General features: G+C 69.1%; 14 protein-coding genes. 2 read left to right on the top strand and 12 right to left on the bottom strand.

All coding sequences use genetic code 11. The features are described 5' to 3' along the window. The 9 genes from C1I95_RS23550 to C1I95_RS36535 all read right to left on the bottom strand — a co-directional run. The coding region (locus tag C1I95_RS23550) for a flavoprotein (RefSeq protein WP_233513838.1) at window positions 1-377 on the bottom strand (377 nt) is incomplete at its 3' end. Next, a complete protein-coding gene (locus C1I95_RS23545; RefSeq protein ID WP_158566453.1) occupies window positions 374-1,834 on the bottom strand; it encodes a helix-turn-helix transcriptional regulator in 1,461 nt (486 codons plus the stop codon). The genes C1I95_RS23550 and C1I95_RS23545, both read right to left, overlap by 4 nt. A 172-nt stretch (window positions 1,835-2,006) precedes the next feature. Next, window positions 2,007-2,876, bottom strand: a complete 870-nt coding sequence (locus C1I95_RS23540; protein ID WP_111216710.1) for a thiopeptide-type bacteriocin biosynthesis protein — start codon at window positions 2,874-2,876, stop codon at window positions 2,007-2,009. Between the two features lie 13 nt (window positions 2,877-2,889). Further along, a complete protein-coding gene (locus C1I95_RS23535; RefSeq protein WP_111216708.1) occupies window positions 2,890-3,966 on the bottom strand; it encodes a lanthionine synthetase C family protein in 1,077 nt (358 codons plus the stop codon). After that, entirely contained in the window at window positions 3,963-6,701 is a 2,739-nt protein-coding gene (locus tag C1I95_RS23530) for a lantibiotic dehydratase (RefSeq protein WP_111216706.1), read from the bottom strand. Before C1I95_RS23530 ends, C1I95_RS23535 begins: the two co-directional genes overlap by 4 nt. Before the next feature lie 71 nt (window positions 6,702-6,772). Continuing rightward, a complete protein-coding gene (locus C1I95_RS23525) occupies window positions 6,773-6,925 on the bottom strand; it encodes an FxLD family lanthipeptide (protein ID WP_199523873.1) in 153 nt (50 codons plus the stop codon). A gap of 14 nt (window positions 6,926-6,939) precedes the next feature. Beyond that, entirely contained in the window at window positions 6,940-8,178 is a 1,239-nt protein-coding gene (fxlM, locus tag C1I95_RS23520; RefSeq protein WP_111216719.1) for a methyltransferase, FxLD system, read from the bottom strand. A 646-nt stretch (window positions 8,179-8,824) separates the two neighbouring features. Further along, window positions 8,825-9,751, bottom strand: a complete 927-nt coding sequence (locus C1I95_RS23515) for an aminoglycoside phosphotransferase family protein (protein WP_111216704.1) — start codon at window positions 9,749-9,751, stop codon at window positions 8,825-8,827. Further along, window positions 9,748-11,199, bottom strand: a complete 1,452-nt coding sequence (locus C1I95_RS36535; protein WP_233513836.1) for a helix-turn-helix transcriptional regulator — start codon at window positions 11,197-11,199, stop codon at window positions 9,748-9,750. The genes C1I95_RS23515 and C1I95_RS36535 overlap by 4 nt, the downstream gene beginning before the upstream one ends. Before the next feature lie 574 nt (window positions 11,200-11,773). Here C1I95_RS36535 and C1I95_RS23505 point away from each other — a divergent pair. Together C1I95_RS23505 and C1I95_RS23500 are read left to right on the top strand one after the other, a co-directional pair. Further along, entirely contained in the window at window positions 11,774-12,583 is an 810-nt protein-coding gene (locus tag C1I95_RS23505; protein WP_111216702.1) for an SAM-dependent methyltransferase, read from the top strand. A 79-nt stretch (window positions 12,584-12,662) separates the two neighbouring features. Next, entirely contained in the window at window positions 12,663-13,259 is a 597-nt protein-coding gene (locus C1I95_RS23500) for a class IV adenylate cyclase (protein WP_233513834.1), read from the top strand. Here C1I95_RS23500 and C1I95_RS23495 read toward each other — a convergent pair. From C1I95_RS23495 to C1I95_RS36530, 3 genes are all read right to left on the bottom strand, one after another. Beyond that, window positions 13,256-14,059: an endonuclease/exonuclease/phosphatase family protein gene (locus tag C1I95_RS23495; RefSeq protein ID WP_111216700.1), complete on the bottom strand. Its 804-nt coding sequence runs from the start codon at window positions 14,057-14,059 to the stop codon at window positions 13,256-13,258. The two genes, C1I95_RS23500 and C1I95_RS23495, sit on opposite strands and share 4 nt — an antisense overlap. Before the next feature lie 12 nt (window positions 14,060-14,071). Beyond that, on the bottom strand, window positions 14,072-14,671 hold the full coding sequence (tmk, locus tag C1I95_RS23490; RefSeq protein WP_158566452.1) for a dTMP kinase: 600 nt from the start codon (window positions 14,669-14,671) through the stop codon (window positions 14,072-14,074). Between the two features lie 15 nt (window positions 14,672-14,686). Then, a partial coding sequence (locus C1I95_RS36530; protein WP_233513833.1) for a radical SAM protein occupies window positions 14,687-15,794 on the bottom strand: 1,108 nt, incomplete at its 5' end.

Raw genomic sequence — 15,794 nt, 5'->3', positions numbered from 1 at the left:
GGTTTGACGTAGGGGGAGGCGATGATCGGTAGATCCGCACCGAGGGATTCGTTGAGGATGCCGAGAGCCTGGCTGTCGTTGATGCCGGTGGCCCATTTGTTGATGGTGTTGAAGGTTGCTGGGACGACCGCGATGGCATCGGCGCGCGGCAGGCCGCTGGGTTCGTGAGGCTGCCGCTGTCGGTAGCTGACGGGCTGTCCCGTCGCCGCAGCCAACTGTTCGGTGGGAAGCCAGGTGTGTGCGGTCTCGGTCGCTATGACGTGCACGTCCCAGCCGTCGCGCTGTACCGCCTCGACCAGTTCGGTGATGTGCCGGGCCGGTGGAGCGGCGCAGACCACCAGGTAGAGCAGACGGTTGTTCAACGAGTTGGGCTTCATGCGGCGACTTCAGCGCGTTCGGCGAGAGCCCGTAGGCCGGGGGTGACGGCGCGCCGTTCGCGGGCAAGTAGGTTGCCGATCAGACGACGGGTCCTGCCGTGCACATGCACCGTCTGGGGCGCGATGCGTTCGGCTTCGAGCAGGTGCAGCACGGCTGCGGGATCGTTGGCGGGCGAACAGGCGTAGGCGGCGGCGAGGTCGAGGTGGACTTGGGCGCGGCGGCTTACCAGAGTTGTGGGCAGCGACGAGGTGTCGAGTCGTCCTCCAAGGTGGATGGCTAGCTGCGGCCGGTCCGCTCGGGCGGCGATGTTGATGCGGTGAATCATCACGTTCGTTGGTCCGAACCCGGTCCAAAGGTCGTTGCGGTCACTGCCGAGTCGTTGGGCAAGGGCGTCCGCGTCGTTGAGGTGCTGCTCGGCTGCGGCGGGCTGGGCCTGGCTGGCGGCGACCAGGGCTGCGAGCAGGGTCAGCGCCCCGTAGGTTGACAGTGCCTGCGGCCCGCGTCGTGGGGTCTCTGTAATGCGGTCAAGGGCAGAGAGCACGACGTCTTCGGCGTCGTCGGCACGGTTCGGCATCGCCAAGAGGGCAGTGCCCACGGAGAACGCCGCCGCGGCGACGAGGGCAGTGTCCTCGGCTTGGTCGGCGGCGATACGAGCGGCGCGGTCGGCCGCTACCCAGGCGAGGCTGGGATCGCCGAGCTTGACGGCGACCTTGGCGGCGGCGAGGTTCGCCGCAGCCAGAGCGGCAGCGGCTCGGATGCGATGGGTGTCGGTGCAGGTGCGGGTCAAGAGGCCTGCCTGCGCGAGCGTGTCGGGTAGCGCCCGGACCGTCTCGGCGTAATTGCCACGCTGATAGAGGCTGTGGACGTGAGCCACCCGGTGACGGACCGCCGGGAGCGTGGTGGGCTCGATTGCATGCTTCGGCTGCCCGGGTGCGAGTAGGTGGCGGCGCAGCTCGGCCAGCATGCGTGCCGCGGTGCGTTGGTCGTCTTCCTCGCACCGGCCGGCCTCCGCCTCAGCGGCTAGGGACTGCCCGCGCCGTGGTGGTGGGCATGCATCGGGTTGCCCGCCGCAGGATCGGTCCTGTGGGCGTCGGTCGAGCGGTTCGCCGTAGCTTCCGGCTGTGGCGTCGCTGGCTGTCATCACCACCTCGGATACCGCTCCCCACCGTGCTCGTTGTGCGGCCTCGCCCTGCTGTGTCTGGAACTGGGATTGGAGATGTCGGTAGGCGTCGTAGGCGGCGAGTAGCTCACCTTGGGCGTCCAACAGCGAATCGCACTGGAGCCAGAAGATCCGGTCCACGACCTGCCGGCCGCGCTCGACCATGGCGAGGGTGCTGCGCGTCGTGTGTACCTGACGTGCGAGTGCCTGCTGAATGAGTCCCCGGGACGTGCGGAGGGCTGCGAGTTTGCGACCGAGATCATTCCTCGCCCGCTGGAGGTCCTGACGATCGATCATGAGCTCGGCCCTTCCGCTTGCATCGGCCCGCGTCGAGCCAGCTGTTGCGGTGTGTGACACGCGGCGATTCCACATTAGCGGGATCGCAGCCGACCCGGGCGTTGAGCTGGTTCGAGTGGCGTGCCAGCGCGGTAGGGAGAGCGAGTGTCGAAACCCGGCATCGAGAAATGCTCTAAAACCTGTGGGGTTGGCGTTGCGTGGATGGTGCTCCTAGTGCGCGCGACCGCAAGCGGGTGAGCGGCGGTCGAGTGCCCCTGCGTGACCACTCGTGCTCGGCTAGTAGGGGAGCACTGCCGAAGATGGCTTCGGTGGCTGCTTGTGCGAGCGTGGCTTGCGTTGTGGCGGGTATCCCGATCCGGTTCCAGTGAAAGATCACGTGCTCCGCGATGACGGCGCGTAGTCCCCGGGTGAGCTTGCCTGTGTCGCGCAGGCATCGGAGGGTCGGGCCGGTGTTCTCGAACGCGGTTTGCCAGTCACTGGCAGTGCGGGCTGTGCCCTGGAGCAGCTGGCGGACCTTGCCGATGAATGCTTCCCAGGTGCTGAGGTCGGCGGTGGGGGATTGGCTGAGGTGTTCGGCGCGGTGCTGGGCGGCTCGTGCCCATACGTCGCCTTGTTCGTTGAGGTCCAGTCCTGTGGCGCGCATGAGTGTGGTGCACAGGATGAGTGAGCGTTCCCGGCGGTCGGTGGGGTGGTCGTGGAGGTAGGTGAGGAGGTGGCGGCTGTCGTGGTGGAACAGCGTGTGTGCAGCGTTCATTGCGTCGGGGCCGCCGAAGGCGTGGATTTCGGGTTCGTAGATGTCGCTGGTCCAGGCGGCACCCTCGGTGAGCAGGCGGCGTACCGGGTCGGGGCCGTTGTTCGGTGCGGCGGGTAGATATCGGATGCGCCATGGCCCTTTGCGTATGAACCACCAGGCGGTGATCATGCCGGCGGTTTCGGCGGCGGGTAGGACGCGGCTGAGGTGGGGTATCGCGTGCTGTTCGCGTTCTTGGCGGCTGTGGCCGGGGTAGCTGATGTTCACCTGTTTCCAGGCGGTCGTGTCCATGGCGGGCCTTTCGTCAGCTGAGTAGGAGGCAGGCATCCCACGATGTTGAGGTGGTCGCGGCGGTGGCGAGGCGGCAGCCGGTGGTGCCGTCGAGAAGTCCGGTGGGCTCGTCGGCGTTTCGGGCAGCGTGGTGGTGAAGGCCCGTCAGCGGAGTGAGGGGTATCGGAGTGAGGGCGTCGGCGGCGATACGCCGGCCGGTGGCGAGGAGCCCGGCGGTGCCGTGGCAGAGGCGGCGGTCGGTGAGACGGCCGAGCTGCGCGGGGTCATTGACGCAGGTGGTGAACGCGGTCTCGGCGAGATGCTGCCGGGTGGTGTCGTGTAGGGCGAGGGCGGCCAGTTGTTGGGCGCGGGCGATTCCGGGGGTGCCGTAGCACCAGGATGGGCGTAGCGGTTGTTGTTGTGCCGGTGTTCCCCGGTGCAGGTCGTTGAGAGTGAGGGTTTGCGGCCACCAGGTGATGCCCGGGGTGTGCTGCTGCCAGGTGTCCAGCCATCGGCAGATACGACCGATCGCTGCGGTGTGTCCATCGACGGTGATGCCGTCGCGGAGGGTGAGCGCGAGTAGCGCGAGAGGGCCGGTGATGCCGTGGGCGATGCCGTGGTTGGCGTGGCCTCCGGCGGGTGGTGGCTGGCGGCGGTCGGGTCCGTTGGCGCACCACCAGCCGGGGAGGTCGTTGACCGGTTCGGTGAGCCGCACGAGGTAGTCCAGGACGTGGCGGAGCAGGTCGTGGTCGCCGAGGCGGCGCAGGGCGACGCCGAGGCCGGTCAGACCGCGGATGAGGTCGTATTCGGCGTAGTGCGGCTGCCGGCCGGAGTCGATGCGGCGGTGAGCCGCCTGCAGCCGCCGCCGGGTGACCGTAGCGGTCCCGACTGCTGCGATCGTTCGCGCTCGGGCAAGGCCCGGTTGGTCGGATGCGGCGAGGACGAAGGCGAGCGCGGGGGCGCCGTAGAAGAGGCTGGCTCCCGCGGCGATGCTGACGCCGTGGGCGGTGGCATCCCGCAGGGCCGCGTGCGAGGCTGGCCAGTTGCCGGTTTCCAGATGCAGAAGGGCGATGCCGGCCGCGCCGTCGGCGAGGGACTGTCCAGCGGTCACGATGTTGCCTGGCTGGTGCGGGCGATGGTGCGGGCCAGGCGGAGGCAGTGCCGTTCGGAGGCGATGTCGACGCCGATCATGCGAGCGTGGTGCAGGTGCAGCAGGTCGGCCAGCACCAGGTCGAGGTCGAGGCCGTCGGCGTGGGCAAGCGCCCGGTAGGCGGCCAACGCCCTAGCCAGACCTTCGTCACGTTGAGAGGTGCGGGCGAGGTCAAGCTGGGCGGGTTCGAGTCGCGGGCCGCTGTGGTGGGGAACGTGTTCGGCGAGCCAGCGCAGCCCGTCGCCGGTGAAGCCGTCGGCGATGGCGATCATGCCAGCGGCGGCGGTGGCCAGGCGGTCGCCGGTCAACCGCTGCCGGACGGCGCGGGAGTCAGCGGCGAACACCGCCTCGGCAGCGGCAAGGGTGGCCCCGGTTCCGTGGCGGGTCTCAGGCCGGTAGCTGTGCAGGGTGTAGTCGTGCAGGACGCCGTCGTACTCCAATCGCTGCGCCCACTCCGCGAGGCTTCTCACAGTGCCAGGGAAATCGGCATCGTGGAGTGGGATGCGTAGCCGCAGGTGAGGCTCGGGCTCGGGATAGCGCAGGAACCACCAGCCCGCCGGCAGGAGGTGGTCGGTTCGGCGGGCGAGGTCGGTGAGGATGTCGTCGAGCCGGCCGTACAGCCTGGTCTCCAGCCACGGTGACAGTCCGGGCCGGTGCTGCAGGGCGGTCGCGGCCCGGGCCGGTCGAGGCGGGCGGGTGGCCGGTTGCATATGGGTGAGGGTGAGCAGGAGTTCGGCGGGCCTGTCGCCGATCCAGCCGACCGGGCCGGGCGCCTCGGCGACGACGGTGCGGGTATGCCGATCGAGGTGCCGGCGCAGCACTGCCAGATGCGTAGTGTCGTTCAGGTCCAGGCGCAGCTGCACGTCGTCGTCGCCGACCAGGATCTCGTCCGGGAGCCGGTGGCGTTCGCGGTGTCGCTGCCAGGCGTCGCGCCACTGCGGCCACGGCGCCGTGCGGGGGAGGGCCTGCCGGTCGATGATCCAGCGGGCGGGATGCACGACGCTGCGTCCGCGTCGGACGCGGGGCAGGAACGGCAGGCCGCTTGCGTGTCCCCACTCGAATCTGCTGCAGGGTGCCATCCACGCCGTCCAGATCTCCGTCAGGAACCGCATCAGCGGCTGCTGGAGCCCGGGCAGCAGCACGCTGTTGAGCAGCAGCGGCTCGACCGGCCGGCCGCTGGTCCGCGATACCAGCCACAGCCGCTGGCCATCGCCGGTCACCGCCAGGTCCGCCACCGTCAACGACGGGTCAGGATGGAAGTCGCCGACGGGCAGGACGGGCAGCAGCTCCGGTGTCCGGGCGACCGAGGCCAGGCGGGCGTCCAGCGGAGGGCCGGACAACTGCACCGTGGCCGCGCTGGGCAGGGCAGTCGGCAGGTTCCGGTAGACGCGCTGGAACGACGCCAGTTCGGCGGAGGTGAGGAGGTGCAGGAACCGGCCGGCGGAAACCCCGGCGTGGCGGGCACCGCTGACCACCGTCAACGTGAACGCGCCCCGGTCCAGATCCTGCGGGGTCGCGGCGGCGAGGGTGAACCGCAATTCGGTGTGCGGGATCGGCGGCCGGTCGTCGTCTCCCCGCAGGCGGCGTATCAGCTCCTCGTCGAGGACCACCTCCGCGCAGCCGTTCAGCGCCGACTGTTGGGCAAGCTGCGCGAGCAGCCGGTCGCGAGCGGTGAACACCACGGGTACGCGCCGGGCGGACCCCCGGTATCCGGCGGGGAAGCCCAAAACGTTCAGGACGTCGCGTAACGGCACGGCCGCACCGGGACCCCACCGCTGAATGAACGCGCGGTGGTATTCCGCCCATCCGGGCAGATGCGGTGCCACCGCCACCAGCGTCGACGCGGCACGGCCCGCCTCCTGAAGCACCGCCGGCGGCAGCGTCACCGAGACATCGACACGCAGGTCCACCGCCACCCGATCACCTGGATCAGGTATCGGGACGTGGCGGGCCAGGTAGGCGGCCGGGTCGGTGACGGTCATCGCCGGCCGCAGCGCCGACAGCAGCGCACCCGCCTTGACCAGCGAGGCCAACATGCGCTCGGCCCCGTCGATTTCAGCGTGCGCAAGCCTGCCGATTCGTGCGGCGAGTTCGCCGAACATGATCGGGGAACTCGCCGCTCGTATCGCCACCTGCACCGGCCAGGTCAGACGAACCTCGATATCCCACCTGCGGTCATCGTCGGCGCGAGCGCAGGGGAGGACCCACATCCCGCCGCGCCGGTACCCCAACGAGTTCGTCACCACTGCGACGCCGCGAAGGACGGTCAGATCCTGCTCGGCGCGCGCGGTGTGCTCAGCGAAGAACCGCCCGTCGGGGCGGACGACCGCCTGGTGCGCCTCGCCCCACCGAACCGCCGCGCGGGCACCGAATCCGACCGGGGCCACCCCGGCGAAGGTGCCGAACGGTGTCGCGCGAGTGGTCCACCGCAGCAGGTACCGCACCGCCGACCCGACCAGGCGTCGGAGCCGGTCCTCCGGAATCGGCCCGCCGGTCACGACCCGGCTGATCTGTTCGGCCAACTGCGGTGTGGCGGAGGCGACGGCCGCCGCGAACCCCGGCAGCGCCCACACCAGGTTCAGCCACTCCCGCCACTGCTCTGGCCGGTCGGACGTCAGGTCGGGCCAGGCAGGCAGGGTCAGACCGCTCGGGTAGGCGGCGACTCTGATCAGCGCCGCACCAGCCGTGGGAAACATGATGCACCACCGAGAATCGGAGGGCCCGGCGTCGGCGGACGCCGGGCCCCGAAAGAGGGTGTGAGGGTCGGTTACTTGCTGCCGCCGGAGCAGGCGTTCGAGCCCGTGTTACCCGAGCCGCAGTTGTCGTCGGTGCTGGTGGCGTACCCGCTGGCGGCGGGCCCGACGTCCACCAGCGTGATGTCCAGGTCGAACTCGTCGGGATCGATGACCTTGGTCTCCACTCGCGTTTCCCTTCCTATGCGGAGGTGAAGGTGAGGACAAGGCGGCTGTGCCGCTTGTCCAGCACCGTCCCGGCCGGCAGGTCGCCGTCGGGAGTCCCTGCGGGCAGGACGTGCAGCCTCGGAGAGGGCTCGCCTGCTTCCACCCAGGCGCGCATGTGTGCCACCATCTGCCCGGCCGCAGCAACGGCGTTGGACCCGTGAGCGCACGCACCCAGGTCGAACATGTCCGCGATCCAACACAACGCCGAGCGGTAGACGAACGTGCCGTCGTGCAGGGCGGCGGGCGTACCGAACCGCCACCCGGGGGCGACGACGCCGGCGTCAACGGCCTCCTGCTGCGCGGAGAGCACCACGAGCTGATCCACCTCATCGGCAAGACGGGCCGCCAGCCACAAGTCCAAGTCGGCCAGGACGGTACGAGGCGGTAGGTCCACCCCGGCCCACGCCTGCACCCGCGGCTGCGACAGCAGCCCGCGGACCGATTCCGGGTTGACCTGCTGGCCCTCATCCAGCCGCAGGTGGACACCCTCGGCGACGTCGACATACCGCATCTCGTGGGTGCCGGCGCCCTGCATCGCCACGAACCCGCAAAGCCGCTGGCTTTGGCTGACCAGCCGGTCGCCGTTACGGCGCAGCGCCCAGGACCGGGTCATCCCGAACGTGCGCAACGGCACGACCAACACGCCGCCCTCGACGAGCTGCGTGATCCACGCCGGCGGGATGTCCCACGCCCCGGCCGTCACAATGATCAGGTCGAAGCGGCGACCCGGGTCGATTGGCTGCTCGGCGTCGGCGCATACGACGGTGACATCGCCGTACCCCGCCGCCGCCAGGCACGCCACGGCCCGCTCGGTCACCTCAGGGTCGATGTCCACAGTCATGACCGAACCCGACGGCCCTACCAGCTCGCGCAGCAGCGACGCGTTGTAGCCACCCGATCCGATCTCCAGCACGTGCCGGCCCGGCAAGCCGCCATCGAGGGCATCAGCCGCCTGACCGAGCATCTCCGCGATCAGCCACGGCGCCGACACCGAACTGACGGTCTCGTCACCGCGCTTCTTGGTGATGACGGCGGTGTCGCTGCGATACGCCTCCGCCACGGGGACACCCGGCGTGTACAGCTCGCGGGGCACCGCCCGCAGCGCCGCCTCCACCTCGGGCCGCATCGCCAGGCCCTTAGCCTCGTGATCGGCGATCAGCTCGTCGACCATCACATCGCGCAGGCCGTCGCTGCTCATCGTGTCGACACTCATGGACGCGCCACTCTCCCTAACCGTCACGGCCGCCTCAACCGAACGACCCCGTTGTTCCCGATAGAAGCCCGAGGACGGACAGGACCTCAGGCGACACACCCACACCCGACGACAGCGGCTCCAGCCGTCGCGAGACCAATGCCACGCAGCGCGCCGCGCCGGGGGAAACGGCGACCGATCGGCCAGCATCCTTCGGCAGCGGCTGGTCAGGCTGCGTTGAAGGCAGAGCAGGTACTGCTGCCGTTCGTCAGCCGAACGAGTCTGCGGAGATGGGGCGGCTTGTGGTCCCGTCGCCCTAAGCGAGCGCCTGAGGTGCGGGGATCTGCTGATACATCTCGTCGGTCGGGGTGGTGCCGAAGATCGCCAAGCGGCGCACCATCCCCACCTCGTTCACCACTCAACGCCTGCGCGCCGACGTCGAACGTCTTCGACCTGAGATGCGGGGATCATGCCATCACCTCCTTCGGTGCGGGCGGTGCCGACGATTGCTAGGGGTTGGCTTCGTGCCAGTCGCGCTCACCACTCAACGTCAAGGCGCCGATGTCGAACACCCTCGACACGAAATCTCGACACCGAACAGCGCACGTGCCTACCGATGGCGAAGGTAAGCGTGACGATCGGCCAGCGGAGCCACTCCCGCCGGTGGTTAAAGCTCCGCGAACGGGGTCCAGCGTGCGGTGTCGTCGCGTTGTTGGATGGACCGCAGTCGGACTGTGAACTCGTGCGCAACGCCTGGCCCGGAGGCGAGCAACGGCACGGCGGCGGCGACCATCTTCAGTTCGCGGGCTTCTCGCAGGATCGGCCAGGCGGGGTCGGTGGTGACGTCGTAGCCATAGGCGTCAGCGAGGCGGGCGTGGGCGTCAGAGCGACGGAAGCGGGCTTCCCCGACCGGGACGGCGACCAGGTCGACCTGCCAGGGGCCGAGGCAGGTGGCGTCGAAGTCACACAGCACGGTGCGGCCGTCGCGGTGGCGCAGGAGGTTGCCGACGTGCGCGTCCCCGTGCACCAGGCCGGGTGGTGTCTGCTCATTGAGCGCGGCGACGTGAGGTTCGAGCCGGTCGCACCAATCGAGCAGGAACCGTCGGTCGGCATCAGGCAGGGCTTCGGCGTCGGCGAGACGGGCGCGGGCATCATCGACTGGATCCCACACCGGTAGCGGCAGATCGGGGGTTCCGAGTTGATGGAAGGCACGCAGGGTCCTGCCAAGTTCGGTGACATCCGGTGCGGGTGGCTGGGGCGGCAGATAGGTCCAGATGGTGGCCTGAAGCCCGCTGACGTCGATTGGTTCTTCGAAGTCGGGGGCGAGCCGGATGGTGGGTGCGTTGATCTGGGCAAACCATCGGCCGAGCGCGGCAACTTTTGCGACCCGCTGTCGTAGTCTGTGGGAGCGGCTGATCCGGAGGACGATGCCGGCATCGGGGAGGGCGAACACGGCGTTGTTGGTCAGCCGTAGTAGCAGTGCGTGTTCGCCGTTGAAGCCCAGTTGCGTCGCGACCTGCCGGGCAGCTCGCCGCATCGCGGTTTCGCCGAAACGGCCGCCGATGTCTTGGTTGTTGGTTCCGCTGCGGGTCATGCGGCTGCAAGGCGGGTGACGGTGTGCCGGAAATCGGCGAGACCGCTGTGGCGGGTGTCCGGGGGGATGTCTCTGCTGAGGTAGCAGATACGGTCCTGGACTCGCCGCGACGTCAGTTGCCGGCCCTGATGGATCACGGAGGCGCCGACAGTGATGGTCCGGCCCGGATCGTCGGCCAGGGCAAGCGCGCTGCACAGGCCAACCGTGTTCAGAACGGTGCTGCGCACGTTCTGTGGGCCGAACGCTCTGATCGCGGCCTCGGTCCATTCCACGGCGGCGTCGGCGTGGCGGCGGTCGTGACGGGCGATGTCGCGGTAGACGCGACCGTACTGGGCGAGCAACTCGCCGCGGTCGTAGAAGCGCATCCAGTCCGGCTCGCGGTCTGGATCGATGTCCTCGAAGTGCCCGCTGGCCAGCTTGAGCGAGGCGACTGCCTCGGTGTGCTCACCGAGCGCGGCCAGCGAGGCGGCCTCGGCACCGCGCAGCATGGCCAGCAACGCGGGCGTGGCCTCGCGGCCGAGTGCGTCGTAGGCGAGGCGGACAGTAGCGAGGGCGTCCTGGTTGTGGTGCAGGTGCTGGAACTGGCGGGCCTGGCAGTAGCGGATCCGCGCGGCGAGGCGTTGGTCGCCGACCGCAACGGCGGTGCGTTCGGCGGCGAGCCAGTGACGACCAGCGTCGCTGTGTCGTCCCGCGTCGAACGCCGTCCAGCCGGCCAGTTGGCGGGCACCGGCGACGGCGGTGGCGAGGCTTGTGGTCTCTTGGCCGCTGTCTGCCGAGGTGAGCAGGATCGACGTGGCTTCGGCGAAACGGCTTATTTCCGTGTGGAGTGCCCCGCCGCCGATCTCGTAGTCGACCGACCGGTACAGGGCGGTGACGGCCTCGATCCGGGCGATGTCGCCGGCACCGACTCGTCGGCGTGCGGTGCTTGGCGTCAGACCGATCAACCCCGATCCGGCGGCGACAGCAGCGATTGCCATCAACAGTGTCCGCCGGTCTCTCTTGTCCCGCGAGGCGCCGGCATGTGGTATCCGTTCCTCGACATTGGTTGTGCCGGTTGAGGCGGGTTCCAGCGAGTGATCATCCCCGTGCAGGGCGGTCGTCCCCAGGTCTGGGCTGGGCTCGCCGGCCTCAACGAGTCCGTCCGCCAGCAGCCCCCACCGGGCCCGGCTTGCTGCCGCGGCCCTTTCCGCCCTGTGCCGGGCCTCTAGCTGGCGATACGTGTCGTAGGCGGTGATCAGGTCGCCGTTGGCGCCCAACACGGACTCGCATTGCAGCCAGAAGATCCGGTCCACCACCTGACGGCCGCGCTCGACCATGGCCACGGTGCTGCGGCTGCTGTGGACCTTCCGCGCTAGATCCCCCTGAATGAGCTGTCGAGTCGTGCGCCAAGCGGCGAGTTTACGACCGAGAGCCTGCTTGGCCTCCTGGAGCTGCTGCCGGTCGCTCATGAGCTGGCCCTTCACCCATGCCAACACTTGCCAAGCACGCCGTCGATGGTGTTCGACTCGCTAAGGGCGACACTATCGGATCGCAGCGGCAATGGTGTGACTCGGTCCGCCAGGGATTTTCGGCAGCCTGCACCGCTGCGATGCGCTCATACCTCGCGAAAGACGGGCGGGAGCAGTTACCTGTTTTTCAGGATGTCCTTGCCGTTGCTGATGTCGACCGGGACGGGGTATTGACCGGCAAGGCAGGCGGTGCAGAAGTTCCCGGGGTCGGCCACATTCGATACGGACTTTCGACATCGCAACGCCGGTGACCTGCGACGTGGCCCCCTCGCCGCCCGAACTGAAGTCCGTAGCGCACCGAGACGCTGTGTGGGTCTGCAGACGGCGACCAAACGCGACCCGGCAGCTCCGGGATCATCGATGAGCGCCCGGATTCGAAGTGCGAACCGTGTCGAAGGTTCGTGTCGAGGGTGTCCGACACAAGCCCAATCGCGTTAGCTATCGCCTGCCGAAACCGGCAGCGGAGCAGCCAACTTTCCGGCAGGTCCGAACGCACCCTCATGTCCTGGAGGCGATGGTGCCGAGGCGCACAGAGAATCCCGACGGGCCGCCCCGTCTCGATGCCACCGTCGCCCACAACGCCCGGGTATGGGACTGGTGGCTCGGCGGCAAGGACAACTTCGAGGTCGACCGGAACGTGGGAGCCCACGTGCAGACGATGTTCCCAGGGATCGTCGCGGTCGCCCGCGCGGACCGGGAGTTCCTCGTCCGCGTAGTGCGGTACCTCGTCGACGCCGGCATCCGTCAGTTCCTCGACATCGGCACCGGACTACCGACAGCGGACAACACCCACAGCCTGGCCCAGGCGCACGCAGCCGAGTCCCGGGTCGTGTACGTGGACAACGACCCACTCGTCCTCGTACACGCCCGCGCGTTGCTGACCGGAGGGCCCGAGGGCACCACCGACTACGTCGAAGCCGACGTCCGGGATCCGGAACGCATCCTGCACGCCGCCGCGGCCACGCTTGACCTCCAAAGGCCGACCGCCATCCTGATGCTCGGCATCTTGAACTTCGTCCCCGACGACGCCGACGCGCACCGGAGCGTGCACAGGCTGATGGACGCCGTGCCCCCAGGCAGCTACCTCGCGGTGACCCATCCGACCTATGAACTCGGCGGTGACGCCAACCGCGAGGCGATGGCGTACTGGAACGCCAACGCGACACCGCCGATCCGCGCCCGCAGCGGCGACGAGATCCTGCACTTCGTCCAGGGCATGGAAGTCCTCGATCCTGGGCTCGTCTCCTGCTCGCTGTGGCGCAACGAGACAGCCGGCGGCGTAGCCGCGGTGCCGCAGTACGCCGTGGTAGCCCGCAAGCCGTGACCGCCGCCATTCATCGGCAGTCGCCGCAGGCGCGTGGCGAAGCCCGGGCTCCTGCGGTCAGGCCGTAGGCTGCGACGACGTGACGAACATCGACGTACCCCAGCCGGCGGGCCAGACCGCGATGGCCGCGTGCGAGGTGGAGGTCAAGTACCGCGTCGTCGATCTCGCGGCGCTGGAGGCGGCGCTGGCCGCGCGTGGGATCGTTCTGTCGGCGCCCGTGGTTCAGGATGATCAGGCCTACGCGCGGGTCGGCTGGGAGTATGGCCAGTCCAAGATCGGCGTCCCGTTCGCCCGTCTGCGCACTGAGCGGGGACGGCATCTGCTGACGGTCAAGACACCGGTGGCCAACGAGCAGTCGTGCGTCGAGCACGAGACTGAGGTGGCCGACCGGGATCAGATGGATGCGGCGATCCAGCAGATGGGCTTCTACCCGACGGTGCGGATTCGCAAGGTCCGCCGCACGGTGGCGCTCGGGCTGGTGTCGCTGTGCCTGGACGAGGTGGACGGCATCGGCACCTTCCTGGAGATCGAGCGCATCATTGGGGCGGGCGAGGCCGGTGAGCAGGTCCAGGCAGAGCTTGACCGATTCGCCGTCTCGCTGAATGTGCCGTTAGAGCGAACAAGTGACACCTACGACTCGTTGATCCGGGCGGCGGGGATGGTGGCCAGGGTCTAGAACAGCGTCGCAGGCTCAGCCATCTGCGGCACGGCACGTACGTCGTGCGGGTCGATCGGCAGGTCCAGGTCGACGGTGACTGCGGCGTGGTCGGTGAGGTGCTGCTCGCGGGGCTCCTGGACGTAGCCGCCGCCTCGAAGCCGGTCACGCAACGCGGCGCCGACGTGCAGGTAGTCGAAGCGGTAGCCGTTGCCGGCCCGCCCGAACCAGCTGTGCTCCTGAACGCCGGGCGCGAGGTGGTCGTGTGCGTCGGTGAGACCGGCGGCAGTGAGCGCGTCGAACAGGGCGTACTCGAACGGCCGCCATACCCCGGGGTAGGGCGGCTGATGGCTGCGGGTGATGACGTTGTAGTCCCCGCCAAGCAGCAGGTGTGCCCGCTCGTTGCTCGGCAGGCGGTCGAGGGTGTCGACGAGGGAGGCGAGGAACGCCCGCTTGCGGGCGACCTTGGCCGGGGCACGGTCGCTGGACGGCACGTAGACGCCGAGGACGGTGACAGGTGGATCGGTGTGAGCGGTGGCGGCGACGGCCCGACCGGGAATGCTCAGCCTGGCGGTGATATCCGGGCGGGCGGTGACCGGAACGCGGCTGATCATCGCGGCCCCGCGGTCGTTGTCCAGGGGCGGGTGTTGCACCTGGCAGCCGGCGCGGCGGAAGTGGTCGAGCAGATAGGCGCTGCCGTCGCCGCCGCTAGTCTCGGTCAGCAGAAGGATCTGCTCCGGGCGGCCGGCGAGCCACCGCAGCAGCGAATCGGCGCGCCGCCGGGAGGCGGCCTGGATGTTCAGCGTCAGGATCGACAACACGCGGCGAGCCTTTCAGGCCGCGGGGCGTCGGGCGAGCAGCGGGTCCAACGTGTCGAGGATGGCGGACACGACCTGGTCCGGATCCCGACCGCGGCAGTCGACCTTCGCCTGATGCCACGACTGGCGGCCGAGGAACTCGAACGCCTGGTCGTAGAGCTGCAACTCGCGCTCGGGCGTGCCGGTGGCCTCCAACCTTGTCAGGCTCCGGCGGGCAGCGAGGCGGGCACCGATGACGTGTGCGTCGTCGACAAGGTAGAGGGAGATAGCGGGTTGCAGCACGTACCGGTTGTAGCTCCAGATCTCGCGCGGGTCGACCGCGTCGACCCGTTGCAGGACCAGTGACGACTGCACATAGCGGTCGCTGATCACGATGTTGCCGTCGTCGAGCGCGGGAATGATCTCGTCTTCGACGTGCATGGTGCGGTCGGCGGCGATCGCGAGGGCGAGGGCCCGGCCGTGAATGACGGCCTCGGCCTCGCGCAGCAGCGCGCCCAGGCGGGTCCGGGTGGGCTCGGTCGTCAGATGAACGGGTTGACCGGCGCGGTGGCGCAGCCGTTCGGCCAGCAGCCCCGCCACGGTTGTCTTCCCGACGCCGTTGGGTCCCTCGATCACGATGAACATGACAGGTCAGGACCTGACGGCGTGGATCGGGAGCAGCGGGAGCCGAACGGCTTCGGGAGGGCACTGCTCGGCGTCCGGCGCGCCGATGCGTTGTCCGGCGGCGACCACGGCCGCCGGACAGCCCTTGCCGCAGGAGCTGTTCAACGCGCAGGCGCCGCAGGTCGCGTTCGCCCCGACCTGGTAGCGGTCGTGAAAGCGGTACCGGTCGAGGGCGTCGGCGATCTCACCGTCGAGGATGTTGCCGACCAGGAACTCGTGGTCGGCGTGCCGGGACTGTGGTGTCCGGGCGGCGAAGACGAGATAGGGGCAGACGGCGGTGTCGCCGTTGGCGAACACGTAGATGAGCGTGCCGGCGTCGCAGCCAGACAACGGCCGGTCGTCGTTCGGGAACCGGATCGGCACCAGCTCGACCCGATCGGCCAGAGGCGCGGTGGCGGCGGCGATCGCCCGCATCGTCTGCTCCGGCGCGGCGAGCCGGCCGTGGGACTTCACACCTCGGCCGAAGCTCGACAAGGGGTTCATCAACACGTACGCGGCACCGAGATCGGCGGCGAACGCGCACAGCTCGGCGAATTCCTGCGGCCGGGTCAGTACGTTGGGCGTCGACAGGATCCCGTGCAACAGTCCAGCGGCGGCGAACCTACGCGTCGTCTCCAGGGTCACCGGGAAAGAGTCGCGGTTGCCCCGGAACCGGCCGTGCGAGGCAGGACGGAACCCGTCGAAGCTGACATTGACCCGCACGTTGCCCAGCTCAGCGAGGGCAGCGATTTGCGCGTCGCTGGTCTGGGTAGCGTTCGTGCAGATCTTTACCGGCAGGCTCATGTGCGCCGCCGCGGCGCACATCTCCACCAGGTGCGGATGCACGAACGGTTCGCCGCCGGTCAAGGTCAGCCGGGTCACTCGGGCTCGCCGCAGCCGGGGCAGCAGTACCTCGACCATCTCCTCGAGGGCGATGTCGATCCCTGACTCGGTGGAGGAGACGAAGCAGTGGGCGCAGTGCAGGTTGCACCGTTCGGTGATCTGGACCAGTGCCTTACGTTCACCGTCCTCGACCGAGGTGCGGAAATAGCAGGTGCTGGCGTGGGTATCGACGACCAGACGCTTACTCATGACC

The sequence above is a fragment of the Micromonospora craterilacus genome, from assembly GCF_003236315.1.
Taxonomy (GTDB): domain Bacteria; phylum Actinomycetota; class Actinomycetes; order Mycobacteriales; family Micromonosporaceae; genus Micromonospora; species Micromonospora craterilacus.
This window is presented reverse-complemented; position numbering and strand designations above follow the sequence as displayed.

Coding starts and splice junctions, on each gene's coding strand:
- fxlM (WP_111216719.1), bottom strand. CDS start 8,178: ATGAGTGTCGACACGATGAGCAGCGACGGCCTGCGCGATGTGATGGTC.
- C1I95_RS23515 (WP_111216704.1), bottom strand. CDS start 9,751: ATGACCCGCAGCGGAACCAACAACCAAGACATCGGCGGCCGTTTCGGC.
- C1I95_RS23545 (WP_158566453.1), bottom strand. CDS start 1,834: ATGATCGATCGTCAGGACCTCCAGCGGGCGAGGAATGATCTCGGTCGC.
- C1I95_RS23530 (WP_111216706.1), bottom strand. CDS start 6,701: ATGTTTCCCACGGCTGGTGCGGCGCTGATCAGAGTCGCCGCCTACCCG.
- C1I95_RS23505 (WP_111216702.1), top strand. CDS start 11,774: ATGGTGCCGAGGCGCACAGAGAATCCCGACGGGCCGCCCCGTCTCGAT.
- C1I95_RS23540 (WP_111216710.1), bottom strand. CDS start 2,876: ATGGACACGACCGCCTGGAAACAGGTGAACATCAGCTACCCCGGCCAC.
- C1I95_RS36535 (WP_233513836.1), bottom strand. CDS start 11,199: ATGAGCGACCGGCAGCAGCTCCAGGAGGCCAAGCAGGCTCTCGGTCGT.